The organism is Reichenbachiella sp. 5M10 (assembly GCF_002742335.1).
Classification (GTDB): Bacteria; Bacteroidota; Bacteroidia; order Cytophagales; family Cyclobacteriaceae; genus Reichenbachiella.
Map to the genome: position 1 here is coordinate 2,571,123 of NZ_MDGR01000007.1, position 25,065 is coordinate 2,596,187.

Below are 25,065 nucleotides of genomic sequence, written 5' to 3' on the forward strand. Positions count from 1 at the left end.
AGGATTGTTGTTTGGTCACTAGACTATCACTATCTTCGAAGTGTGCAGCCATCTCTATCCTGTGAGCTATTCACCCTATTGAGAGCTGTCACTACGTAGAAAAATAAAGAACAGTATAAAAGACATAGCAGATATAAAGTGCACTGTGCACTTTACACAAATGTTACAGGCAATTAGTACTAGAATGAACCAAAACCTTTTCTCAAAAACAATGTCAGGCAAAACCGAAGCTGAACTTAATGCAGTACTTGCCGAAAACTCCCCATATGTCGAAGAAGCCCGTCAAGCCGCTGTGTGGGAACTCGAAAAGCGTAACGCTGAATCCGAAGTAACCATGAAACTTGATTCGGAACCTTCGAAAGCAAAATCAGAGAGCCTCGAAGAACAATATGAACCAGTATTTAATAAAAGTAAAAAATACATTACTGATGATCCTGATGCACCTGAACTCTACACCAAAACAGCTATAACTCTATTTTCAGCCCTTTTCTCAACTATTTTTGGAGCTGCCCTGCTTATGTCGAACATGAAGACAATGGGCAGAAGTTCAAGTAGATTTTTGGTTTTAGCATTTGGAGTGGTTTACACAGCCATTATAATTTTTACCAACGAAAAAATTGGAACTAATTCCAGTTTGGTGACCGTATTCAACCTAGTTGGCGCAGTAATTTTAACCGAGATTTTCTGGAATCATCAACTCGGCAAAGAATTGAAACACCGCAAGAAGAAGATTTGGAAGCCTCTTATCATTTCAATCATCATAACGATACCTTTTATTTTGGCTTTGATTTATGGCTAAAAAAAGCCTGTAACATGGCGTCATAGTGCATGTGCGAACTGAGCATCTAGCCAGCCTCGGCGGAACGAACCCGTGCATCTGTCGCGGGAAAAACTTCTCTGCTTATAGCAAGATCAGTTCGCCGCAGCGGAAGATCGGCGGAACGCAGCTCTCACCGATTCGCTAGTAGGTTCGGCAGATTTTCACTACTTTGGCTGTATTATCAAACGACACGCACACGCACCATACGCAGGCGTTAGAGCCCATCAGAGCAACTCGTAAGGTCATGAGGATAATCAAACTTTTAGCCGTTTTATTTTCTATTGGTATCATCGGTTACCTTGGATATGTTGCATACTTCGTATTTAGTCCTGAAATTGAGAACTTCAAGAACAGAACCGAATTCAACTCCGAACTTTGGAAGAACTGGGAAGATACGGAAGCAAGCGCCTCTTTAAGATGGGACATGACTCATAGCCTAACCACGAACTTCGAACTCATTGGAATGTCAAGCGAACAGGTAATTGAACTTCTTGGTCAACCCTCGGGTAGGAGCAATTCTGAACTAAGATACTATCTGGGAATGTCAAGACATTGGATAGACACTGGATCATTAGTATTGGAACTTGAAGAAGGCAAGGTGGTCAACTACAGAATCTGGCACGGTTAAACTCCAACGAACGAATAAGCAAGACGAAAATAAACGGGCTCTAACATAGCGTGATAGCGAATGCCCATGCTGCGTGACCAATGGTGTGCGGGAAACAGCACCGCCGCGCCGCTCAGGAATCAATAGAATACCGAGGAATGGTCATTCGTGACTCAAGCTGTCTCGATCAACAGGAATGGCTAAATAGACTTTTGTAGTTTGTCGCGATTCGGCTACTTTAGTGCTTTATCAAACCGTGTGGGCACATCGCCATACGCGGACGTTACATGCCATGAATATGAAGCCAACATTGTACTTATTTCTAGCCATCCTTTTGTTATCCTGCTCGAACAGAACAGGTGAACGAGTAGATGCATCAATCCTGAACCTAGAAACTTCCGAAGCTCTAAACAGAGATCAAATAACAGAAAACGATTCCGTTGTTGAATATCTTAATGTTTCATTTCCTTACTCGCCGATTACGATTAACGAAGTAAGAAACGACATCTTAGGTCGAACTGAACAGATTAAGCAAGAACTCATTTCGAACTGTGGCGGTTTGGATGAATACGGTAATATTTTTAGCCCAACCGAACAGAAAATTGTATTCGATTTTTTGGTGAACCAAGGCAAGGGAAAGGAGTTTCAACAGTTGGCGAACTCCATTGTTGACTATTCTATTGAACAAGGGATTCCGCAGCAACGAATAGCTCAAGATGCTCAAGAAATAGCAGTATTCAAAAATGACCCCAATCAAGCCCAAAAGACTTTTGTCGGTATTTATTTCAGCCGGGCTAACTTGATCGAAGCACTGAACGCAATGACAACAATCGAATCATACGTCCTACAAGTTGAAAGCGTCTACCTGAACAGGCAACTGATGCAAATAGAGCAAAACGGCATGTAACATGGCGTATAGTGCATGTGCGAACTGAGGTATTGGCCAGCCTCAGCAGAACGAACCCGTGCATCTGCCGCGGGAAAAAGTTCTCTGCTTATAGTGAGATCCGTTCGCCGCAGTGGAAAATCGGTGGAACGCAGCTCTCACCGATTCGTTGGTAGATTCGGCAGATTTTCACTACCTTGGCTGTATTATCAAACGACACGCACACGCACCATACGCAGGCGTTATGTGTAACTAGTTCTATCGCAAATTCTATGGAAATTGAAACTATTGCCGGATTAACTGGAAAGGCTTCTTATTCTCCTAACGGTAACTTTGTGGTAGTTCGTCAATTCCCTCCTAGCGAACTGGAACTTGGAAAAGTTGTACTTGCTAACTCAGCTAGAACGGAACCTATCTACATTCGAAGTATCAAATACCCAGATCATATAAAAGTTGCCAATAGTGGAGTAGTAATCCTATGTAACGTCGAACACGAAAACCCAGAATTTTTCAACCAGCTTCTGATCCTTGATCTAACTGGGAAAAAGATGTTTGATAAAAAGTCGAACTGTCCAATATGCGCAACTGCAATTAACCATGATGGAACAATTGGAGCTGTGGCTTTTGCTGGTGCAGAGGAATACGTTGAAAGTTATCAAATATTCGTAATTGACATTCCCAATTCAAAAATTGCCCAAACTAACCAAATACCAGACCGAACCGGTATAGCAGAAATGTATTTTGATGAGAGCAACTCTTTGAAGGTGCAGGGGGTATCCTGAAAAAATACACATAACATGGCGTCATAGTGCATGTGCGAACTGAGCATTTAGCCAGCTTCGGCGGAACGAACCCGTGCATCTGCCGCGGAAAATTACTTCTCTGCTTATAGTGATGTCAGTTCGCCGCATCGGAAGATCGGCGGAACGTGGCTCTTACCGATTCACTAGTAGGTTCGGCAGATTTTCACTACTTTGGCTGTATTATCAAACGACACGCACACGCACCATACGCAGGCGTTGGCATCCATTAACTGCATGATGAAAAAGCTTCTCGTCTTCTTAACTCTTCTTTCAACTCTTGACCTTTTTGGACAAGAAACGGATACGCTAAGAATTAAACATCATTACTACTATCTGGCCGACTTGAATTCACGAACCATTGCTGAACAGTTCATGAACGATGAACTCCAACCTTCGGACAACTACGTTACTTTTAGGGTTTTGGACAGCTTAACATCTGCCAACAAAAACACCAGAAAATATTATTTACCTGTATTCAACAAAATCCTGAAACAATCTGATGGTGCGCTTTCGGAGGCTATGGGAACACCCATTATCGAATATTTGAAGAAGTATCCAACAGAGTTTGCCAGAACCATTAAGTCGGACGAACTTTTTGAACTGTATTCAAACTATGCCGCATACGAACTCTACTTTTCGGACGATTTTAAGGCTGACATTGCCGATATTGAACAATCAGCACGTGACAGCTATAGACCTTATACTGAATCAGAGCTCATTCGGAAGTTCCTGGAAACAACCGCCAAGAAAGTAGAGGAAATCTAAAAAAAACGGATGCCAACAGACGCTGATCGGGCATATGTCTAAGTGCTTTCTGGCTGGTTTCGGTGCAAGTCGACCGTGAATCTGCCGCTGAGATACGGCAGTGCTTTCTACTAACTTCTGCTCGCAGGAGTTTTTGACTTGCGGAACGCAGTGCCGCCTGGAACCGTTGTGAGCTTCGGCAGATTTCACTACTTTAGTGCTATTCACCAGCAGTGGACATACGCCCGATAGCTGGACGTTGGGAAGCATACACGGAACACATATGAACCTTTCAGAAGAAAACAGGACAACTCTTTTAACTCAGTTACATAAGACCATTGAGGACACAGCGAACGCTCTGGCGAACGACCTGAACGAAGGGCGAATGGATGAACTCATCGGTTATCCGCCAAACGGTGGACTAACTGAAGCCGAGAAATCTTCTCTCGAACGTCTTAAGAACGACGAAACTCTTCGTAACGCCTTGAGAAAGATTCTGGCGAGTAACTCAGCATCTGTACTTTTTGAACTTTTCAACATAATTGATGGAACTAGTGACCCAGATCCTGAACTGGGTGAGTGGTCAGAGGTTCTGCTAGTGGATCAACCAGAGGATTTTGATGAACACGTGGAATTCCTGCATGACAACTTCTTCGAAACCTACTGGAACTGGAGAGAACTTAGGAACGCTGACTTCAAACTAGATAACCTAGAAGACTAAAACGCTTCCCAACAGACGCTGATCGGGCATATGTCTCAGTGCTTTCTGGCTGGTTTCGGTGCAACTCGACCGTGATATCTGCCGCTGAGTTACGGCTGTGCTTTCTGCCATCTTTTGCTCGCAGGATTTTTTGACTTGCAGAACGCAGTGCCATTTGGAACCGTTGTGAGCTTCGGCAGATTTCACTACTTTAGTACTATTCACTAGCTGCAGGACATACGCCCGATAGCTGGACGTTAGGAGTCATGGCGGAACGCAGAAAATGAGAACACAACTTTTAATAGCAACTTTATTAACAACTCTTTTCAGCTGTCAAACCGACATTGAACTGACTGAACTGATTGACCAGAACACGCCAATTCTTCTAACCGTAATGCCGAAGAACGGGCAACTAAGTGAACTGCGAACTGACACGATTTCCGTCAACTCAGACAAGTGGAACAGACTGCAACAGTTTGCGAACGATCACTCTTCTGACTGGGAATCTACACCAGCATCATACAATTCGGACTTTTATATTCGTCAGGGTAACTTTTCACTCATGGGATGGAACAACGGAACATCTGTAGTTGTCAACTTCATCGATACAAACGGACAAGCGAACCAACTAACTCGCAGCGTAAAACCTGGGGAACTCGACTTCTTGACGGAATAAATAACAGACTCCTAACAGACGCTGATCGGGCATATGTCTGAGTGCTTTCTGGCAGATTTCTGTGGAACTCGACCGTGATATCTGCCGCTGAGATACGGCAGTACTTTCTACTTACTTCAGTTCGCAGGAGTTTTTGACTTTCGGAACGCAGTGCCATTTAGAACCGTTGTGAGCTTCGGCAGATTTCACTACTTTAGTGCTATTCACTGGCTGCTGGACATACGCCCGATAGCTGATCGTTATGAGCAATTAAATACAAAGCGTAAAGCCAATAGATATGGAACACATGGAAATAATTAACTCGGCACTTGCAGGAATTGCTTCCTGCAAAGAAATACTGGACAAAACAGGAATTGGAGAGGGAATTAAATCAACTCTTGAACATCTAAAAACCTTCACAAAAGATTTATTTAAATCAAATAAAGTAGCTTCTGATGCTTTAGATCAATTTGAAACCGACCCCTCGGATAATGTAAATAAAGGAATGTTAATGGCATTTCTCCAGACGGAACTCTCAACTAAACAAGGAAAGATAGATGAGCTTGAGAAGATTATTTCAGAGCTTAATGAGAGTATAAAAGGTCACAAAAAGGCTGAAGGAATACTAATTGAAAATAGTAAGAATGTCGTAACTGGTGGTTTTAAAAATATAAAAGGTAATATTTCATTAGGTGACGTAAACAAAGGGTAGAAAAGATCAAAGTAATATTTCTTGGAATGATATCTAAAAGTAAAAATGTAGTAACAGGTGGATTTCGAAATATTAAAGGGAACATCCATATTGGTGACATCTATTATTCCGAATCTGAACAAGAAAGTTCTATTAACTATTTCGATGGACTACCAGATATTTCTTCTGACATAGGGACCCCTCAAGAACCATTCATCGGACTAAGATGGTTTTCACGTTCTGAAGCAAGAATATTTTTCGGAAGAGGGAGAGTAATTAATCAATTATTCAATCTTATAGAAAACGAATTCGGTGATAAAATAATATTGCTCTTCGGCCAGTCAGGAGTTGGTAAATCCTCTTTACTCAACGCGGGGCTGCTTCCAAGAACTGATGCTCAATGGGAAACTATATACCATCGTAGGTCTTTAACTTCAACTTTTGATGATTTTGTAAAGAATAAAGTTTCCCTTGACATTGACTCACCAAGAATTATTGTTTTGGATCAAGTAGAGGAAGCTTTTACGAATCCAAATGCCGAAAATCCTAGTGAATTTACGGACACAATAAAACAAATAAAGAAGGTCATAACGAATCAGTCAAAAACCAGATTCATATTAAGTTTTCGCAAGGAGTATCTTTCAGAGTTTGAATTAATACTCACAAACCATGAACTAAACTACACAAAGCTTTTTATAGAGCCTTTATCCAAAGAGGATGTCGTTGAAGCAATTTCTGGTGTCGAGCGGAACAAAAACCTCAACTCTAAATTCAATTTGACTATTGAGTCTAATTTGCCAGAAGCAATAGCTCATGAAATCCTTCGAGATGAGACCTCAAATGTTGCCCCAGCACTTCAAGTTTTACTGACCAAACTTTGGAATATAGCAAGTCACACCAATCCTAACTCACCATTAATATCTGAAGAATTATTTAAGGGATACATAAAAAACACTGGTATTTTTCTGGCTGAGTTTGTGGATGAGCAGCTCAAAATTCTGAGGAGCAAAAATGTTAAATGGGTTGAGACAGGCTTAGCCATAGATATTCTTAAAACCTTCGTGACTAAACATAAAACTTCAGCCAGTCATCCAAGAATAAACATTTTAGCCCTTTATGTTCATATTGACGAAATAGATTCACTAATAACAGAATTGAAGAATCTTTACTTATTAACCGAAGATATAAATCCTAACAATGAAAACAACCTTAGGCTTGGACATGATTCATTGGCACAATTAATTGATGAAAAATACCATTCTTCCAACTTTCCTGGTCAAAAGGCTCGAATTATTTTGGAAAACCGCTTAAAGAACTCGGAAAGAGATAGTGAGGGGAACCTTATCTACAACCCACTCGACAAAGTTGATTTAGAAATAGTTGAGAAAGGTCAATATGGCATGAAGGTTTTAACAATCTCTGAAAAAGAATTAATTCGATTAAGTAGAAAAAAAAAGAGAAAAGAGGAAAAAAGAAGCAAGGTATTGCGATTAATAGCACTAGTTTCAATTGCGGTTATTGTATGTCTAGGGGTGTTCTCTTTTCTTCAATATAGAAACACAAAAAACGCAAAGGATGAGTTAAGAGAAAAAATAGACACGGACGCTTTAAAAGTGAAACAAAGATTCAATGAGCTTATATCACTCGCAGATAAAGCTAATGAAGACTTCTACATAGAGCGATCTTTGAACCTATTATCTGGTGCAGTAGATTTCTTGAATCTTTTAACCGATGATCCAAATTATAATGCATTTGCTGACCAAGTAAGTAAAAGATATGGTTGGTATGTATACTTAAGAAATTATACTTCTGATATTGATAGCGCGAAAAGTATTCTCTTAAAAACAGCAAATTTTGACAAAAGGGTTGATAGCGTAACTATTCAAAATCAGAGTATAGAAACTAGTTTACTACGCATTATAACTGATAAAGAATTATCTAGTTTTGAGGAACGTCTTACTCCAAAGAAGCCAAAAATGAGATTAATCGATGGTGGTGTTTTCACGATGGGGTCTGACGATGTAGATGTTGATTATGATGAAGACCCTCATATTGCTAAAGTAAACAATTTTGAAATAGGTGTATACGAGGTGAGCTTCGATGAATATATACCTTATGCTTTACTGGGAGGAAATTTGCCAAGTGATGAGGAAAGAGGCAGAGGTGGTCGTCCTGTGGTTAACATACAATGGTTTGATGCTATTCGATATTGTAATTGGTTAAGTAAAATAAACGGGTTCGAACCTGTTTATGATGAAGACACTTGGATGCAAGACCTCTCAAAGAATGGATACAGATTACCAACTGAAGCGGAGTGGGAGTATGCTGCAGCTGGAGGCTCTATTGAAAGGACGAAATTTGCTGGAACAAATAGTTATGATAGTCTAAGTATTTATGCTAATCACATTTCAGATGACGATTCTTTTGAACATGCGGCACCACAAGGAAGCTTTGAGCCCAATGCTCTTGGTCTGTACGATATGATAGGAAATGTCTGGGAGTGGTGCTATGATTGGCATGGAGACTATCCCCAAAAATCTGAAATTGGTTATGCTGGTCCTAAATCAGGTGATTATAAGATTGTTAGAGGTTGTAGCTGGAACCGCAAACCTCTGTTTTGTAGGACTTCAAATAGAGGGTACTTCAGCCCTGACGTTAGATTTAATAGTATTGGTTTTAGGCTTGCTAGGACACCTTAAAAAAACAATCAATATTTCCCACAATCCTTTATCTGGTTGAATAATTATGAATTAAAATAATAAATTAAACTTCTTTAATAAATCACTATACCAAAGTTAATTATTAAGTACGAAATTGATAAATAAATGCTCATAACAATGTATATAAAATCATAGCACCCTTCGGGATGCTACGCTTCATATACTAACCGTTAGCAAATATTCGATTTGAGTAACTTATGATAAAATACCTTTTTCAACAAGTTGCATTAACAGTTGTTCTTTTCATGCTCTGGATTGGAACAACTAACCTATCAGGAGGAGACGTTGGAATGATGCCAATGCTAATGGGAATGCTAGTCCTCATCCACATAAGTATTGGAATAACGCTTAGTCTAATATTTAGGAATCAATTAAAGACGCCCAACTCTATGCTTATTGGAATAGTCATATTTCAATTCATTTATCAATTAGGCCCTTTGGTAATCGGTGATGAACCAATGTTCTGGGGGATTTTTGAAGCATCGTCAAGTGGCGAAATCAACAGAGCATTTGCTCTAATTCCATTAGTCTGTGGCATCTTAACGCTAATAACAATTGTCATCAGAGAACAGAAAAACACATTTGCTAACAGGGTGTAGGCACGAATGCCCATGCTTTCTTACCGAACCAATGCCAGAATCAGCACCACCGCTCCACGCGGAATCTCTAGAATACCGAGAACGCATTCGTGGTTTCCTTGGCGGTCTAAACCTGGGCTAATGGCTAAACAGACTTTTGTGGTTGTGCGCGGATCGGCTATCTTTCTGCCTTAATCAAACTGTGAGGGCACATCGTCCTACACAGGCGTTAGCTGCAATAACCGCTACTAAAACGATAGAAATTTTTGGGAAGATATAAGTCAGTCGAAATAAAGGGTTTGTTCTTTGATAAGTTTGATGAACTTTTTCACTCTTCTCTTATTTCTGCTGTCAAGGAATCTGAACTATCAGAAGAAGAGATCATTGCTAAACTTGCACCTGAGTTCGATAATCTGGTTACTGCATATGAAGATACTATTTCAAGTACCTACTTAGAGCACCATAAATTCAAGCTGAATGACTTCTTAAAGTCACATTTCAAAAATCAAAAGACAATTGCAACCACTAATAAAAATTCTATTATCCCATTCCACCTTTATATAAATGGGTGCGCAATTGCTTTTGAGAAGATAACAGAAAGAATAGGTAGAAAAAGGATCGATAGTACATTGAAAACCAATGTTGCACTGTATGGACTAGTTATTAGACGAGCTGATGAGATTGCAAACCTCTTGCTTTGCGGACATATAGATGGAGCAATGATCATTTGGAGATCACTTTATGAAAACGCAATTATTCTGATGCTACTAGCAACGGAGAACGATCCAGAACTTGCTGATAAATTCTACAAACATTCAATTAGGAACTCAAAAAACAAGGTGGCGAGTTTCAATAAACATTATAAAAAACTAGGGTTTAAGAAGCTGCCAAAATCGACTGACATCAAACTAGAAAAAGAGACAGAGAGTCTTAAGAAAGAGTACGGTAAAGACTTTCTATCTAATGACTTTGGATGGGCTGATGACCTATTTCCTGGAAAGCAAAAGGCGAATTTTAGACTGATAGAAGATAGAGTGGAAATGAGCAAATATCGACCGTATTATCTGTTATGTTGCGAGCAAATGCACTCAAATTTCAATGGTTTCAAGAACTTTATGGAAGGTAGCAAGATCATTCTTCCGAGACTAATGGCACAGGAAATTGACTTAGTTCATTTCATTGATCCAATGCAATTTACATTGAGCATATTGCATGATATTAACGATTATATGTTGTATGAATTTTCCACACCAAGTGAATATGAGGTTAACCTTCTGCTTTTGGAGAAAATATTTGAAAAGCAACAGAAATCCTTTGACATCTAAAAGCAGCTAACAGACACTATCATCCATAAGCTTCCTGAGCTATTTGCAAAGGCTAGTGCGATGAGATACTTTTATAGATATTTGAAAAGTCCAGCTTACGGATGATAGTTGGACGTTACCAGCCATGACTGCCAATGAGCAAGATCAAATTCATACTAACTTTTCTAATTCCTTTCACCGGAACTCTTGTTTTCGGGCAGAACTCAAATAGTCTGATACCTGACGAAATTAAATCAACCGGGGATTCTGCCGTCTTAGCTCAACTTGGAACCGAGATATTCGAGCGAACTAACTTTCTGTGCGAAAAAAGTTTGGTTGCCATAGATTTAGCCATTAACTCTGGACTTCAATATGGATTAGGAATATATAATGATGGCTTGATTTTCGACATTGAATTCAATTCCTTCCTTTGGAGGATTAAGAACCATCTAACAGAACGCCCTGACACTGGTGAACTGATCTTTATTGACGCAACAACAGGCGAACGAATAATAGAAAAGGATGCTCAATGGCGGAGGTCTATAATCCATTAAAGACGGCTGGTAACAGACGCTGATCGGGCATATGTCTTAGTGCTTTCTGGCTGGTTTCGTTGCAACTCGACCGTGATATCTGCCGCTGGGAATCGGCGGTGCTTTCTACTTACTTCTACTGGCAGGATTTTTAGACTTTCGGAACGCAGTGCCATTTGGAACCCTGCCTGCGGCAGGCAGGCGTTGTGAGCTTCGGCAGATTTTACTACATTCGTGCTATTCACTAGCTGTAGGACATACGCCCGATAGCTAGTCGTTGTGTACAATAAAGAAAAATGGAATTATTAGATAATCTCTCACTTTTAAAATCACCTTCTACCAATCTTCAAGAGATTACTGTTCTAGGTCTAAAGATTGGACTTACACTTGATGAATTACCAGAGGAGTTTTCTAATATTAAGCCTTATGGAGGATGGTTCCATATTCAAGAAGGAGTTGCTTTTTTCTCTGACTCTCCGAACGAAAAATCAATTACTGGTTTCCTATTACGTTCTCAAAAATTAGAAAACTTAAAGCTGAATAGAGAAGAATATATCACAGAAATCTTTGGTACTCCTAATGCAATTGAGAAGAGACGAGGAACAGCATATTATTTCTATAACGAACTAAATATTGTTGTCGGTTGGAACTATAGAGACAAAGAATTATTTGGTATTTACATTGGCGAAACCTCACTTAAACAAACTGAATACAGCACGATCGATTTAATTTTAAAATTCTATGAATTCAAAGCGTATGTTCCAAACCGAAGTGAGTGGAATGCTGAAAGTTTGAAATTTAATCAACCTCGATATTTTAGATACTTGGAAATACTCTCTTTAATGAAAGCATTTAAAGTCGGTTCTAACATACAAGAAGACTTTGAGCACCTTGGATTCTTACAAAAGAGGACAAAAGAAGACTTTACTCTTCTGATTAAGGATATTGAAGATTATGCTTCTCATAGTGAGCATGAAAAACAGCGATGGGAAAGAGATTCTCAATCCTCTTCATTAATTAAAAAACTTGGTTTTACAGTCTCTAAACTTTTCAGGTTCTCCGAGGAATTCAGAAGTCTCCTTGATTTTAATTCAGGTGTAATGGAAGCTGGTCAAATAACTTCTAGATATGCAATCACCAGAACAAAAAGAATTTTGGAAAACATTGACCTAACTGAATTACATGAAATTGAAGGGATCCTATGTAGCCTCATCAATCCTGAAAATAAAACCTTTACTCAAAACGAGCTGGTTACACATTACGATTTCCCCCAAGTTGATTTGGCTGAAATTGATTCTGACAATTACTAAAAATGTACACAACAAGGGCTATGACACCATGTCGTGTCAGTGGGTTTCGGTAGGTTTGTGGTTACTTACGAGCCCCGCGAATTCTCTGAATTCGCCTAGTGTGAAAAAGAAATTAAGCGGCATGTAACATGGCGTCATAGTGCATGTGCGAACTGAGCATTTAGCTAGCTTCGGCGGAACGAACCCGTGCATCTGCCGGCGGAAATTGCTTCTCTGCTTATTGTGAGGTCAGTTCGCCGCACCGGAAGATCGGCGTAACGCAGCTCTCACCGATTCGCTAGTAGGTTCGGCAGATTTTCACTACTTTGGCTGTATTATCACACACTACGATTGATACAGTGGCGTTATGCTCCATGACTATTTCGCTGATCAGTAACTTTTAAGTTACATTTGTCATATAAACAAAATCAGAGAAGTAATAGCATAAAAACATTACTTTGAGGACTTTCTTAAGAGCCAGCCAACTAAGGTTCAGGATAAAGTTTTCAAAATAATTGAGGCTATTGAAACTCTGGAACGAATACCGAACCAATACCTCAAATATCTTGAAAATACAGACGGTCTTTATGAAGCAAGAATTAAGCTGGGGTCAAACATTTGGCGAGTATTTTGCTTCTTCGACAAGGGGAAATTGGTGATTCTATTAAATGGATTTCAGAAGAAGACCCAAAAGACACCTAAGAACGAAATACAAAAAGCACTTAAATTGAAGTCAGACTATTACAACGATAAACCAAAGAATCATGGAAACTAAATCGTGGAAATCAATCAAAGATGACGTCTATGGAGTCGAAGGAACAACAAGACGTGACCAGTTGGAACGAGAAGCCTCAAGTTTCTCTGTTGGACTGCTTTTAAGAAAAGCCCGAGAAGACAAACACCTGACTCAAGAACAACTAGGAGAACTCGTTAACAAGAAAAGAACCTACATTTCAAGAGTTGAAAACGACGGAAGTAACTTAACACTCAAGACTCTCTATGATATCGTAGAAAAAGGTCTTGGCGGCAAAGTGACGATCAGTATTGACGTTTAAAAAAGAACTGTAACATGATCTATATCCCATGGCGACTTAGAGGTGAGGTAAACTTTGCTACTTTCTTCTAGCCCGGGAAAATCGAGGATTTCCCCTACTTTGTGTCCGAAACATTAAATCACTTAAACCCTCGTGGCATAGCTAGTCGTTGTATGGCATGAACATAACTGGAGAGACAAATATTGAGAACAAACAAATTCGTTGATATATACCTTCCAACTGGAATCTGTGGTATACTGGTATTTTGAACTCTCATGAAACCTTAATGATTTACTCGCTTTGTCAGCAAGAAAAGTGTTTCCTAAAACTTGAAGAAGTAATAAACGAAACGACAAAAACGCTAGCATACATTACCCACCACTTGGCAAGGACTAACCATCACCTTGGAAACACACACAGTCAGCTCACCAAAACTACTTGATGTTCATTAATGAATAGAGTCGCTCAATTATTGGATAGTTGATTTTCAAAGTGCTTGTTTCCTATTCGGTAGCTTAGTGGTCTAGGTATTCTTGTCTGATTCGGTTGCTCCTTGTAGACAAACCCAGTCCTGCAAACGGGTACCTAATCACAAAACTAAGAAAGATGAGAGCTATTTTACTAGGTATATTCATGTGCTGTACGATCGGTACTGCATCGAGTCAGATTATCAATACCCTCGCGCCAGCCTTTCCAGGTGCAGAAGGACACGGGCGGTTCACGACGGGAGGTCGTGGAGGTGAGGTCATCTACGTCACCAACCTCGACGACTCAGGAGACGGTAGTCTCAGAGAGGCCATCAAACAAAGCGGGCCACGTACTGTAGTATTCGCTGTATCGGGCATTATCGAACTACAGAGTGCACTCAAAATCACCAACGGTGACCTTACGATAGCTGGCCAGACAGCTCCTGGCGAGGGCATTTGTCTCAAAAACTACAGCCTGCAGATCTCTGCTGACAACATCATCATCCGCTACATCAGTACCCGCATGGGAGACGAGAAAGCCTACGAAGGAGACGCCATTTGGGGACGCAATCAGCGCAATATCATCATCGATCACTGTTCGCTCAGCTGGAGTACTGACGAGTGCGGTTCGTTCTACGACAATGAGGCCTTCACCCTACAGTGGTGTATCCTCTCAGAAAGTCTACGGATCTCCGTGCATGACAAAGGCACGCACGGCTATGGTGGCATCTGGGGTGGACAAGGCGCATCGTTTCACCACAACCTCCTCGCACATCACGACAGCCGAAACCCACGCATGAACGGCAGTCGATACACGGGCAGGCCTGACTTAGAGTTGGTCGATTTTCGAAACAACGTCATCTACAACTGGGGAGCCAACAGTGGCTATGCAGGCGAAGGCGGAAGCTTCAACTTCGTCAACAACTACTACAGATCCGGACCGGCGACCAACAGCAGTAGACAGTATCAAATCTTCCAACCTGATGCAGACAATGGCAGCAACAGCAACCTCAGTGGCACACATGGATATTTCTATGTCGACGGCAACTACATGCATGGTAGCGAGACCGTCACCCAAGACAACTGGCAGGGTATAAATCCCAGCGGAAACTTGAGGGATGCAGATGTCAAATCAGAGGTGGAATTTGCCTATGGACAAATCACCACACATAGTGCGGAAGATGCCTTTGATAGAGTTTTGGATCATGCTGGAGCAAGTTTGTCCCGTGACATACACGACACGAGGATCACAAATGAAGCGCGCAACGGTACGACCACATATCTCGGGTCTACTACAGGAGACACCAAGCCCGGACTCATCGATACACAAGCAGATGTCGGTGGATGGTCGACCTACGATTCGTCTACTGCACCGACGGACACTGACCTAGACGGCATGCCCGATGACTGGGAGACGACTCACGGACTGGACAAGGATGATGCTTCGGACCGGAATCTCTACGACATGAGTGCGTTCTACACCAATGTAGAAATGTACCTCCACAGCCTCGTAGCGTCCCTCACTGAGGCGCAGCTGAGCGGAGGAGACACCAACTACGAAAACAACGAAACACCTGCCCTGCTGCTAGTAGACACAGAGAGCGACACCACCCAACATATCGAACTCGGTGAAGCCATCGCCGATATCGTGCTCACGTGGCAGAATGCCACAGGTGTCTCTGTGACCGGCTTGCCCGAAGGTATCACTGCGACAGATAATCCAGACGAACAAACGACAACACTCAGCGGCACACCTACAGTAGAAGGAATATTCACCTACTGGGCCAAGACAGCAGGCAACACCGCCAATGACAGTCTATCGGGCACACTCACTGTCCAGATCATACTCGAATCACCGCTCGCTCCGAATCAAGCCATGCTCTATCCCAATCCCCTCCACGATTCGGCACTACAGATCTCCACAGGGACGACCCAAGTCATTCGCTCGGTACACCTTGTCAACCAGACTGGACAAGTGATGCTCCGACAGCCCGGCAACCATCACTCTAGCATGTCCCTCAACCTAGTGCTCGATGCTGGGATATACTTCGTACTAATCCAAACAGACACTGAAGTGATCACCAAAAAACTCATTCTGAACCCTTAGTATCATGATACGACTCTTGACGACTGCCCTACTCTTGTGTTGCTTTGCACAAAGTCAGGGACAACCCTCCGAAACCAAGGCTGCCATAGACGGCATCCTCTCTGAGATCTCTGTACCGACATTCCCCTCCTACACCACCAAGGTGACGCGCTTCGGCGCAAAAGGTGACTCGATCAGTGACGACCATTTGGCATTCGCCAAAGCCATGGCGGCCTGCAAGAAAAAAGGAGGAGGCACCATCGTCGTACCTGCGGGCACCTATACCCTCCACGGACCGATCCACTTCGTGAGCAATGTCAGGCTACACCTTGACCAAGGCGCCAAGATTCGATTCGGTTCGAACCCTGCAGACTACCTCCCAATGGTAATCACGAGCTGGGAAGGTACCATGCTCTACAACTACAGCCCCATGATCTACGCCTACCAAGCCGAAAACATCGCGATCACTGGTGAGGGAACCATCGATGGAGAGGGACATCTGTGGATGGATTGGAAACAAAAGGAACAGGCAGACAAACAACACAGTCGTGACATGAACCACGCCTCCACTCCGATCACTGAGCGACAGTTTGGCGAGGGGCACTACCTCAGGCCACAACTCCTGCAATTCTTTGATTGCAAAAACATCCTCATCGAAGGAATACACGTCGAAGACTCACCATTTTGGTGCCTACACATGTTGCGATGCTCCAACATCACGATGAGAGGCCTCTCCTATGATGCACACAACAAAAACAACGACGGGATCGATCTAGAGTACAGCCGCAACGTACTGATCGAGGACATAGACTTCAACAACGCCGACGACAACATCGCCATCAAAGCAGGACGCGATCACGAGGGCAGAGCCAACAGCATCACACCCAGCGAGAACATCGTGGCGCGCAACTGCCGATTCCAAGGGCTGCATGCCCTCGTCGTGGGCAGTGAAATGGCCGCAGGCGTCCGCAACGTCTACGTCCAAGACTGCCAAGCCAGTGGATACCTCAAGCGTGGCATATATCTCAAAACCAATACCGATCGAGGTGGATATATCCAAAACATCCACATGGATCGAGTCAGTCTCCTAGAAGTCGAGGACTGCTTCTACATCACCTCCAATTACCACAACGAAGGCAGTGGCGAGTACCCCTCACAGGTCTCCGACATCTACATCTCCAATGTCACCTGCCAGTCCGCCAATCAATCGGCCATCGTAATACAAGGTCATCCAGACAAGAAAATCAAAAACATCCAGTTGCGTAACATCAAAGTCAAAGAAGCTAAATATGGGCTCAGCATCACCGATGCACTAGATGTCACTCTCGAAGAGATCATCGTCGGCAAGGACATCACTGCGCCTACGTCCGTTCACTGACCAATCTCGAATCCCTCCAGAACAACGTGTGGTGAGGTTTGCGCTGGATTTGGTCGATAGCTAGTGGACAAAAAGCAACCATTGACTAGTCACTTACATTATTGACCCAAAGACATAACTCACTCATTATCAATCATGAAAACACTATTCAATCTCCCCTTGAACGCACTTCTCCTATGTACCGCACTGACAACTACCGCAGCCTCTGTTCCTAATGACAAAGGAGAACAAATACAGGAAAAAACCTTTGGAACAAAAAGACATGGCAAGCTGATTCACTTCGCCGACGGCATGTTTCGGGACAATACAGACCGCATCGAGATCGGCCAAGTGATCAAATTGAAGAAAAAAACCGTACAGGTCCAAACCGTGAAACTCTACGTATTTGACACTGCAGTAGATAGCTTGGATTTCAAAATCAGCTTTTATCAAGTAATAAACGGACAGCCCACCCTCACACAAATCCACGAGCCCATCTGGCTAACTCAAGCCATCGACGAAGGCTGGCTCACCTTGGACTTGTCCAACTATGACTTAGTCCTAGACAAAGATTTTCTCGTAGCATTGGAAACCGAAAAAACATCCAAGTATGATGAATCCCTCTCCTACGAAGTGAAACCGCTGGCCAATCGAAACAGCTATTACCGATTTCATCACTCCGATACTTGGAAGCGACCACCCCACAGATACTGCCTCCAAGTCGTAGCGAATGTCTTGTGATTGAGTAGGATCTATTTGGTTTGAGGGGTATCAAATCAAATAGCCCCCCTATCCCAGGCTATACAATCCTAATAGAACTTCTTGCTGTTCTTCTTCTTGATTGTTTTCTTTTTGGAGAAGACCTCCTTGACCGCCTTTACCATATCTGTGAGAATAGAATAAGCCATGCTTCTCTTCGTATATGTTTTGTATTGTGCCTTCATGATTGTATTGTTTTATAGGTAAACCAAAGAAATAATCCCACAGGCTACCACCACTGACTCTATCAAAACCAACAAAGCCAACATCCAATCCTCGGTAGTGAATGGGCTGCTGGCTCTGCTTTGATTGAAAAAATGCTTGTTGATCATCATGTAGAATTTCTTGACACGAAGAAGCCACATGGGTCTGATAAAGCACTGAGAGATGGATTAGAAATCGATTAGAAGTTAGCCTTCTGCGAGAGGGAGCACGACCCTGACTGTGGTCCCTACCCCCAACTCAGAGGTGATATGCATCTGTCCTTCGTGTAGCTTGACGATTTCATTGACGATAGACAGTCCTATCCCAGAGCCTGGAATCGCACCGACATTCATGGCTCTAAAAAACGGATCAGCAATCATGGGCAAATCCTCCTTCGGAATCCCTATCCCCCTATCCTCAAAGGCGATAGATACCGTATGACCCTTGGTATCAAACCCGATATGAAGCAAGACCGCTTGGTTATCCGAAAATTTCAAGGCGTTTTTAGCGATGTTAGAAAAGGCGATAATCAGCCAGTTTTTGTTCCCTACGAGTTGGTATGACTCCTCCTCGCTTTCGTAGTTTACCTTGATGCGGTCCTGGCCGAGGTAGCGAAACATAAAAGCCTGCAGCTCCAATATGACATCCTCGACCCTAAAACTTGCCTTCTCAAAGTACTTGCTCCCTCCTGTACTCACCTCTGTGAGTTGGATCAGGTCCGCTATGATCTGCGCTAGCTTATCCGTTTCGGTCATCACCACTTGTAGAAACCCCTGATACTCTTCGACCGTCCGGGTGCGCTGTAGTGCGACATCCGACTGCCCACTAATGATGGTGAGGGGCGTTTTCAATTCGTGAGAGGCATTCGCCAAAAATTTTTTCTGGAGGTCAAACCCCTTTTCCAACCTGTCCAACATCTCGTTGAGCGTCACTTCCAGCTGACGAACTTCATCGTTTCTCTCACTGACCACTACACGACTGGACAACTTGCTGGCATTGATTTCCTTGAGTTGAGCCGCTAGCGTTACGATAGGAAAGGTAATGTTCTTGGCAAAAAACCACCCCACCAAAAACTGAACGATCATCGTCAAAACCAACCCGGACAACATGCTGCTGACTAGATCACTCAGTTCCTCTTCGCTCTCGTCATCTACCGCCGTGAGTAGAATAATAAAGTCCCCCTGATTGTCCGTATAAAACAAGCTCACCCACTGCTGCGTGTCTTTGTAGTAGCGGTACTCGCCGTGACGAAGCGTCTCACGCAACACCTCTCGCTCCAGTACGCCCTCAGCTATCGATCCCAAAGTATCGGACACAGGGATAACATAGAGCCGCTCCTCGGTGAGTTTGACCGAATGACTCAGAATGATCTCTTGGTATATCTCTGCTGCCAACTCATCCTTTTCCAAAAGCACTTCCCCTTCGAGATTCGCTTTGTCCATCAGGTCATCAAAAAAATTATCTTCCATGTTGTCCTTAGAGGTGAAATACACCAAGGACATAAAGAAAAGTAAAGCAAGCCCCGTCAAAAAGGAAAACAATATCGCTACACGCAGGCGTATCATATGTCCTCTATTTTGAGCACATAACCTATCCCCACCACAGTATGAATGATGCGGTCTTTCGCTTCCTTCTCAATCTTCTTTCTTAGGTAGTTGACATAGACATCTACGACATTGGTCGTCAACTCAAAGTCAATCCCCCAAACCTGATTGAGCAGTTGCTCCCGAGTCAACACCCTGTTTTTGTTGCGAATCAAACAACACAGCAACCGATATTCTGTATGGGTCAAATTGATCTTTTCTCCATTGCGCTTGACTGATTTGAGGTGATCATCGACCACTATATCCGCAAAACTCAAGATGTGATCATCGACTACCTTCTCTCGGGTAGCACTACGTCGTGTCACGGCAGTCATCCTCGCGATCAGTTCTTCGAACTTGAAGGGCTTGACCAAGTAATCATCCGCTCCTGTTTCCAATCCAGATATGACGTTTTCGGTAGTGCCTAGGGCAGTCAACATGATGATGGGTGTTTGCATCTTCTTTTCACGTGCTTGACGCAAAAAATCCATACCATTGATGCCTGGCAGCATGATATCCAACAGCACCAAATCATACTCATGCCCCACGAGCATCTCGAACCCCGACTGTCCATCCAAAGCTACTGAAACACTGTGACCATGTTCTTCGAGTCCCATTTTCAGAAATGAAACCACCTGCACCTCATCCTCAACAAGCAATATTTTCATCTGACAAAAAGTAAATTCGAGTAAAATTCCACAATATTCCTTTACCCTGACACTTTTTGGAATTAGAATGTAATGAGAGAAGCGCTGGCCCCTATCATCACGAATAAAATAGCATCCGCTTACTTTACCCGTCACGCTTGTTTGGGCGGATGTTATTAGAGGCAGCACCTCTTTCTAAGACTCTGGCAAGCCTTTTTAAGCACTGATGCTGCTCGCGAGGAGCAGCATCACGCCCAAGTTTATAACAAACTTCATTTGAGATTTATTATTATTTCCCCCTTCACGAGAAGAATGATTACTCTGAAAGCTGAATCAAGAAACCACCGTTGGGTTTCAAAATAATTGGCAATTGGCCGTCTTCAGCAACAGTGATTTGATCTTGCACCAAGTCTCTGTTGGTCATTCCGTCATTGATCATGGTTCCTTGGAGTCCTTTGACAAAAGAAAGATCCAAAGTCAACGCCTTTTCTTCGGTTTCCCCATTGATACCAGCGATGAACCAGTTCTTGCCACTGCGACGGGCCATCACGACCTGCTTGCCAGGGAATCCATCGACAAATACGGTCTCATCCCATTTGACAGGTACGGCGCGCATTGCCTCACGCACAAACTCTGGAACGGCCTGCATACCCTCTGCCGTCTCTGCATAGTGCTGCACACCCGACACGAATAGTACCGATAAAGCCAATTCGAAACCATTGGAGGACAAACGTTTGATGTTCGGTATCTCCGAGAATGCCACGGGCGTGAAATCCATCGGATCGAATACGTTTCGAGTGAACGGCAACATCGCACAATGTGGCACTGCTACATCTGCATCCTTTTGATCGAAAGTGATAAACTCCATCCCTTTGATCGACTCCATAGAGACGAGGTTAGGATAAGTTCTCTGCCAGCCACGAGGCAAAGTACAGCCGTGAAAGTTGACCATGATTCCCGCCTCTGCAGCATCCGTCAATATCTCGTGATAATACTCAATCACCGACTGACCGTCTCCACCGAAGAAGTCAATCTTCACTCCTTTGACACCCATCTCTTTGATACGCTTAAACTCTGCCATTCTAGACTCAGGAGTCAGCATCATATCCTTTGGGGTCTGAAAAGTCTCATTCCAATTGCCTGCTGAGTTGTACCACAGCAATAAGCCTACGTCTTTGGTCGCTGCATAGTCCACCAGCTCTTGGATCTTTTCATAGCCGATCTGCGTATCCCAGAGCGCATCGATGAGGCAGTACTCCCAGCCCATGTCTGAGGCATAGTCTATGAACTGCTTGGATACGGGGTAGTTGGTCATATCGTCCTTGAGTAGTACCCAGCTCCAAGAGGCACGTCCTGGCTCTACCCATGAGAAATCCCCTGCAATCGCAGGAGTCGCGACATCAGTTCCCAGCGTAGACTCGGTCACGGTCTTGAGCGAACCAATCGCCAATACTCTCCACGGGCTATACCATGGCAAAGTCGACTCAGGATACAACTCCCCATCAAATATCTGCTCTGCATCTTGTGGAAAACCTACCTTGTACTCCCCTTCTGGAGATTTTGGTTCGAGTCTCGTCGCACAGTAGTTTTTGTCCAGCCCTGCTTCGGAGATGATCACCCAGTTGTCTCCTGTCTTGAACAGCGCAGGGTACACCCAGCCTGCTTTGGTAGGACTGGCTTGATTCACTGATATATCCATCAAGTAATTTTCCTCATAAGACGGATTGCACTGTGCCCAGCCCGTCTTGGCATCTGCGCATGGTTGCAACCATGCACGGGCATCGTTTGGCAAATTGAAAGTCGTCAGTTCGTCCGTGATGAACTTCTGCTCTCCAGCCTCTCCCAAAAAATGGTAACGAAAAGCCACTCCATCATCTGAGAGTTGAAAGATCACTTCCATGATTTGATCCTGTGCATTCGCGAAAGTGAAAACCTTTTGGTTGGCAAGATACTGGTTGTCTCGTCTCTTCCCTACTTTGAGCGTATAACTATCCTTGATCGATTTGCTTTCCGATGTAGCTGTCAATTTCAGTCCTGCAGTAAATTCCCCGTCCTGTCTGCGTACACCCAGTTGAGATGTCTCTAGGACGGCAGTGCCATCTTTGGTTACTGAGTAGCTAGCATTCCCTGTTTCGGATAGTGCCACCGTCAGTACCAACGTGCCATCTGGGCTGCTGACTTGGTTGGAGGTAGTATCTACAGAGGGCTGACAAGAATAGAACAATCCTATCATCGCCATCCATGCAATCATCTTTCTTTTAAACATGCTTGTAGTCTTTTGTTTGTTTTAGAATTTCAAGCAATAAATATAGTGAGATTAAGTAAAGTGTACGAACTACACTTTACTTAATCTGTACTTTTATTTCCCTTTGGATTTGATCCGAAGCATTCCCAATGTAAAGCACATAACTACCTGATTCTACTTTCCAATCTGAGCTCTTCTCGTCGTAGTAAGCCAAATCGGACACAGGTATCGTCAGCGAGCCTGTTGCAGACTGCCCTGCTTCTACTGTGATTTTATCAAAGCCTTTCAATTCCTTCTTGGCTCGGTTGACTTTGGATTTAGGTTTTCCGACATAGACTTGTACCACTTCTGCACCTGCAGTTTTGCCGGTATTCGTGACAGCATAAGACACCGTGATTTCGTCCGTCAAACTATACTTTGTCCGGTCCGTCTTGATCGCTGACACAGCGAAATCCGTATAAGACAACCCGTACCCAAAAGCATACTGCGGCGTGACCTTCTTGGTATCGTGCCATCTGTAGCCCACAAGAATACCCTCCTTGTAATACTGATCGATGCTATCACCAGGGTAAGACATCTCTCCAAAGCTATGCGCAGCGTTGTCTTTCAGCTGCTTCGGGATCGAAAAAGGCATCTTACCCGACGGATTGACATCCCCACTGATCACGTCAGCCAGTGCATATCCAGCCATACTGCCAAGGTACCAACCTTGCATCACGCCTTTCACTTTTGGCAGCCAAGGCATGGCGACTGCATTGCCACTGATGAGGACCAACCCGAGGTTGGCATTGACAGCAGCCAACTCGTGGAGCAATTCGTCCTGCCCGAAAGGCAAGCCATACTGCAAACGGTCACCGCCCTCACAATCCTGGTAGTGGTTCTTGTTGAGCCCACCAAAGAACAACACGACATCTGCATCCTTAGCCACTGCTAGCGCAGCTGCTTTCAATGAGTCCGCATCATACGGAGAAGGCAACGCACGACCATAAGCCGGCGCACCCGAAGCATACCCCATGCTGTGTACAATCTCCGCCTCCCTATAGCGCTCACGCAATCCCTGCAAAGGCGATATCTCAAACTGCGCCTTCAGCTCCGAAGAGCCTCCACCCAGCGTCATCTGACGAGTGGCATTTTCACCGATCACGGCAATCTTCAGTTTCTGATTGGGGTCAATTGGGAAGAAGTCTCCTTCATTTTTCAACAAAACGATCCCTTCGGTCGCTACTTGTCTTGCCACAGCGTGATGCTCGGCATTGTTGACACGGCCCAGTGGTTTGGTCGCATCCATGCTGGTGCGGTACATCAGACGTAGGATTCTACGCACCTTGTCATCCACCAAATCCTCTGACAAATCACCTGCTTTGATCTGGTTCAAAAACGGGCTCGCCAGGAAGTAATTGTCATAGGCTAGCGCCTTGGAAGCTGTCAGGCCATTAGTCCAAGTTCCCATCTCAATATCGAGACCGTACTCGGCAGCCTGTTTGGTGTCATGTGCACCACCCCAGTCGGTAACTACTACACCATCAAAGCCCCAGTCTGTCTTCAAAATATCGTTGAGCAACAGCTCGTTGTGACAGCAGTGCTGCCCTCTGAACTGATTGTATGCCCCCATGATCGACCAAGCTTCGCCCTCTACCACTGCTGCTTTGAAAGCTGGCAGATAGATCTCGTGCAGGGCTCTGTCGCTCACGTGGACGTTGATGTGTCCTCTCCATAGTTCTTGGTTGTTGAGCGCATAGTGTTTGACACAGGCAGCTACTCCATTTTGTTGTACCCCTTGGATATAAGGCACCACCATTTGGGAGGCCAAATAAGGATCCTCGCCCATGTATTCGAAGTTTCGCCCGTTGAGCGGCGTACGGTAGATGTTGACACCAGGGCCGAGGAGTATGTCCTTTTTGCGGTAACGCGCCTCCTCACCCACAGCCACTCCATAGGCCGCAGATAGCTCCGGGTTGAAGGTAGAAGCCAGAGCCGTCAGCGCCGGAAATGCAGTGATCGAATCGTTGGTCCAGCCGGCATAGCCCCAGTTGTCCCAGTTGATCTCGGCACGCACACCGTGTGGTCCATCCGACATCCAGATCTCGGGGATACCGAGTCTAGGTACTCCAGGCGAACTGAATTTGGACTGTGCATGACACATCGCGACCTTCTCCTCCAGCGTCATCAAGGCGATGAGGCTGTCAATTTGGGATTCCCGTGCCGTCTCCGTGCTTTGTCCAAGCGCGGAGAGGCATGAGAAAACCATTACCAATGAATACAAAACAAATTTCATGTTACTTTTCTTTATGACTTAAATAGGTTGATTGGGTTGTCATTTTCATCATAGGGCACTTTTCGCATCTCACCAAGT

General features: G+C 43.8%; 22 protein-coding genes and 1 pseudogene. 17 read left to right on the forward strand and 6 right to left on the reverse strand.

Annotation, left to right across the window (positions count from 1 at the left end; all coding sequences use genetic code 11):
- The first annotated feature begins 184 nt into the window (after positions 1-184).
- From BFP72_RS10280 to BFP72_RS10330, 11 genes are all read left to right on the forward strand, one after another.
- On the forward strand, positions 185-799 hold the full coding sequence (locus tag BFP72_RS10280) for a hypothetical protein (protein WP_143520026.1): 615 nt from the start codon (positions 185-187) through the stop codon (positions 797-799).
- Between the two features lie 265 nt (positions 800-1,064).
- Positions 1,065-1,448: a hypothetical protein gene (locus BFP72_RS10285; RefSeq protein ID WP_143520027.1), complete on the forward strand. Its 384-nt coding sequence runs from the start codon at positions 1,065-1,067 to the stop codon at positions 1,446-1,448.
- A gap of 277 nt (positions 1,449-1,725) precedes the next feature.
- A complete protein-coding gene (locus tag BFP72_RS10290) occupies positions 1,726-2,334 on the forward strand; it encodes a hypothetical protein (protein WP_158233372.1) in 609 nt (202 codons plus the stop codon).
- A 251-nt stretch (positions 2,335-2,585) separates the two neighbouring features.
- Positions 2,586-3,095, forward strand: coding sequence for a hypothetical protein (locus tag BFP72_RS10295; RefSeq protein ID WP_099599059.1), 510 nt, complete (start codon positions 2,586-2,588; stop codon positions 3,093-3,095).
- Between the two features lie 192 nt (positions 3,096-3,287).
- A complete protein-coding gene (locus tag BFP72_RS10300) occupies positions 3,288-3,881 on the forward strand; it encodes a hypothetical protein (protein WP_143520028.1) in 594 nt (197 codons plus the stop codon).
- 262 nt (positions 3,882-4,143) lie between these two features.
- Positions 4,144-4,581 carry a hypothetical protein gene (locus tag BFP72_RS10305; RefSeq protein WP_099599061.1) on the forward strand — a complete coding sequence of 146 codons (438 nt, stop codon included), beginning with the start codon at positions 4,144-4,146 and terminating at the stop codon, positions 4,579-4,581.
- Between the two features lie 373 nt (positions 4,582-4,954).
- Complete coding sequence (locus tag BFP72_RS10310) at positions 4,955-5,236, forward strand: hypothetical protein (protein ID WP_099599062.1); 282 nt, start codon at positions 4,955-4,957, stop codon at positions 5,234-5,236.
- 286 nt (positions 5,237-5,522) lie between these two features.
- On the forward strand, positions 5,523-5,927 hold the full coding sequence (locus BFP72_RS10315) for a hypothetical protein (protein WP_143520029.1): 405 nt from the start codon (positions 5,523-5,525) through the stop codon (positions 5,925-5,927).
- A 26-nt stretch (positions 5,928-5,953) separates the two neighbouring features.
- On the forward strand, positions 5,954-8,605 hold the full coding sequence (locus BFP72_RS10320) for an SUMF1/EgtB/PvdO family nonheme iron enzyme (RefSeq protein WP_099599064.1): 2,652 nt from the start codon (positions 5,954-5,956) through the stop codon (positions 8,603-8,605).
- A gap of 218 nt (positions 8,606-8,823) precedes the next feature.
- Positions 8,824-9,225 carry a hypothetical protein gene (locus BFP72_RS10325; RefSeq protein WP_099599065.1) on the forward strand — a complete coding sequence of 134 codons (402 nt, stop codon included), beginning with the start codon at positions 8,824-8,826 and terminating at the stop codon, positions 9,223-9,225.
- 245 nt (positions 9,226-9,470) lie between these two features.
- Entirely contained in the window at positions 9,471-10,529 is a 1,059-nt protein-coding gene (locus BFP72_RS10330; RefSeq protein ID WP_143520030.1) for a DUF5677 domain-containing protein, read from the forward strand.
- A gap of 529 nt (positions 10,530-11,058) precedes the next feature.
- Here the strand turns inward: BFP72_RS10330 and BFP72_RS18990 are convergent.
- Entirely contained in the window at positions 11,059-11,286 is a 228-nt protein-coding gene (locus BFP72_RS18990) for a hypothetical protein (RefSeq protein WP_221406505.1), read from the reverse strand.
- A gap of 51 nt (positions 11,287-11,337) precedes the next feature.
- Between BFP72_RS18990 and BFP72_RS10340 the strand changes: the two genes are divergently transcribed.
- The 6 genes and pseudogenes from BFP72_RS10340 (at position 11,338) to BFP72_RS10365 (ending at position 18,015) form a co-directional block, all read left to right on the forward strand.
- Positions 11,338-12,351: a hypothetical protein gene (locus BFP72_RS10340; protein ID WP_099599068.1), complete on the forward strand. Its 1,014-nt coding sequence runs from the start codon at positions 11,338-11,340 to the stop codon at positions 12,349-12,351.
- Positions 12,352-12,805: 454 nt separating this feature from the next.
- Positions 12,806-13,105, forward strand: a pseudogene (locus BFP72_RS10345) (type II toxin-antitoxin system RelE/ParE family toxin); the annotation flags it as partial.
- Complete coding sequence (locus tag BFP72_RS10350; RefSeq protein ID WP_099599069.1) at positions 13,095-13,385, forward strand: helix-turn-helix domain-containing protein; 291 nt, start codon at positions 13,095-13,097, stop codon at positions 13,383-13,385. The pseudogene BFP72_RS10345 and the gene BFP72_RS10350, both read left to right, overlap by 11 nt.
- Before the next feature lie 585 nt (positions 13,386-13,970).
- The gene (locus BFP72_RS10355) at positions 13,971-15,938 is read left to right on the forward strand and encodes a T9SS type A sorting domain-containing protein (protein WP_143520032.1); all 1,968 of its coding nucleotides are present in this window, start codon (positions 13,971-13,973) and stop codon (positions 15,936-15,938) included.
- A 4-nt stretch (positions 15,939-15,942) separates the two neighbouring features.
- Positions 15,943-17,295 carry a glycoside hydrolase family 28 protein gene (locus BFP72_RS10360; RefSeq protein ID WP_099599071.1) on the forward strand — a complete coding sequence of 451 codons (1,353 nt, stop codon included), beginning with the start codon at positions 15,943-15,945 and terminating at the stop codon, positions 17,293-17,295.
- A 135-nt stretch (positions 17,296-17,430) separates the two neighbouring features.
- Complete coding sequence (locus BFP72_RS10365) at positions 17,431-18,015, forward strand: hypothetical protein (RefSeq protein WP_099599072.1); 585 nt, start codon at positions 17,431-17,433, stop codon at positions 18,013-18,015.
- 48 nt (positions 18,016-18,063) lie between these two features.
- Here the strand turns inward: BFP72_RS10365 and BFP72_RS18995 are convergent, their stop codons facing one another.
- The 5 genes from BFP72_RS18995 to BFP72_RS10385 all read right to left on the reverse strand — a co-directional run bounded on the left by BFP72_RS18995 (position 18,064) and on the right by BFP72_RS10385 (position 24,987).
- On the reverse strand, positions 18,064-18,414 hold the full coding sequence (locus BFP72_RS18995; RefSeq protein WP_143520033.1) for a hypothetical protein: 351 nt from the start codon (positions 18,412-18,414) through the stop codon (positions 18,064-18,066).
- Between the two features lie 29 nt (positions 18,415-18,443).
- A complete protein-coding gene (locus tag BFP72_RS10370) occupies positions 18,444-19,802 on the reverse strand; it encodes a HAMP domain-containing sensor histidine kinase (protein ID WP_099599073.1) in 1,359 nt (452 codons plus the stop codon).
- Entirely contained in the window at positions 19,799-20,488 is a 690-nt protein-coding gene (locus BFP72_RS10375) for a response regulator transcription factor (RefSeq protein ID WP_099599074.1), read from the reverse strand. The genes BFP72_RS10370 and BFP72_RS10375 overlap by 4 nt, the downstream gene beginning before the upstream one ends.
- Positions 20,489-20,783: 295 nt before the next feature.
- Positions 20,784-22,733, reverse strand: a complete 1,950-nt coding sequence (locus BFP72_RS10380; RefSeq protein ID WP_221406506.1) for a glycoside hydrolase family 97 protein — start codon at positions 22,731-22,733, stop codon at positions 20,784-20,786.
- 76 nt (positions 22,734-22,809) lie between these two features.
- Positions 22,810-24,987, reverse strand: a complete 2,178-nt coding sequence (locus BFP72_RS10385) for a glycoside hydrolase family 3 C-terminal domain-containing protein (RefSeq protein ID WP_099599075.1) — start codon at positions 24,985-24,987, stop codon at positions 22,810-22,812.
- Between the last annotated feature and the right edge of the window lie 78 nt (positions 24,988-25,065).

What these genes read in the sequence shown, in the direction of transcription:
- BFP72_RS10315 (WP_143520029.1), top strand. Translation starts at nt 5,523, where the DNA reads ATGGAAATAATTAACTCGGCACTTGCAGGAATTGCTTCCTGCAAAGAA.
- BFP72_RS10310 (WP_099599062.1), top strand. Translation starts at nt 4,955, where the DNA reads ATGCCGAAGAACGGGCAACTAAGTGAACTGCGAACTGACACGATTTCC.
- BFP72_RS10365 (WP_099599072.1), top strand. Translation starts at nt 17,431, where the DNA reads ATGAAAACACTATTCAATCTCCCCTTGAACGCACTTCTCCTATGTACC.
- BFP72_RS10350 (WP_099599069.1), top strand. Translation starts at nt 13,095, where the DNA reads ATGGAAACTAAATCGTGGAAATCAATCAAAGATGACGTCTATGGAGTC.
- BFP72_RS10305 (WP_099599061.1), top strand. Translation starts at nt 4,144, where the DNA reads ATGAACCTTTCAGAAGAAAACAGGACAACTCTTTTAACTCAGTTACAT.
- BFP72_RS10385 (WP_099599075.1), bottom strand. Translation starts at nt 24,987, where the DNA reads ATGAAATTTGTTTTGTATTCATTGGTAATGGTTTTCTCATGCCTCTCC.
- BFP72_RS10380 (WP_221406506.1), bottom strand. Translation starts at nt 22,733, where the DNA reads ATGTTTAAAAGAAAGATGATTGCATGGATGGCGATGATAGGATTGTTC.
- BFP72_RS10360 (WP_099599071.1), top strand. Translation starts at nt 15,943, where the DNA reads ATGATACGACTCTTGACGACTGCCCTACTCTTGTGTTGCTTTGCACAA.
- BFP72_RS10375 (WP_099599074.1), bottom strand. Translation starts at nt 20,488, where the DNA reads ATGAAAATATTGCTTGTTGAGGATGAGGTGCAGGTGGTTTCATTTCTG.
- BFP72_RS10340 (WP_099599068.1), top strand. Translation starts at nt 11,338, where the DNA reads ATGGAATTATTAGATAATCTCTCACTTTTAAAATCACCTTCTACCAAT.
- BFP72_RS10325 (WP_099599065.1), top strand. Translation starts at nt 8,824, where the DNA reads ATGATAAAATACCTTTTTCAACAAGTTGCATTAACAGTTGTTCTTTTC.
- BFP72_RS10280 (WP_143520026.1), top strand. Translation starts at nt 185, where the DNA reads ATGAACCAAAACCTTTTCTCAAAAACAATGTCAGGCAAAACCGAAGCT.
- BFP72_RS10370 (WP_099599073.1), bottom strand. Translation starts at nt 19,802, where the DNA reads ATGATACGCCTGCGTGTAGCGATATTGTTTTCCTTTTTGACGGGGCTT.
- BFP72_RS10320 (WP_099599064.1), top strand. Translation starts at nt 5,954, where the DNA reads ATGATATCTAAAAGTAAAAATGTAGTAACAGGTGGATTTCGAAATATT.
- BFP72_RS10355 (WP_143520032.1), top strand. Translation starts at nt 13,971, where the DNA reads ATGAGAGCTATTTTACTAGGTATATTCATGTGCTGTACGATCGGTACT.
- BFP72_RS10290 (WP_158233372.1), top strand. Translation starts at nt 1,726, where the DNA reads ATGAAGCCAACATTGTACTTATTTCTAGCCATCCTTTTGTTATCCTGC.
- BFP72_RS10295 (WP_099599059.1), top strand. Translation starts at nt 2,586, where the DNA reads ATGGAAATTGAAACTATTGCCGGATTAACTGGAAAGGCTTCTTATTCT.
- BFP72_RS10285 (WP_143520027.1), top strand. Translation starts at nt 1,065, where the DNA reads ATGAGGATAATCAAACTTTTAGCCGTTTTATTTTCTATTGGTATCATC.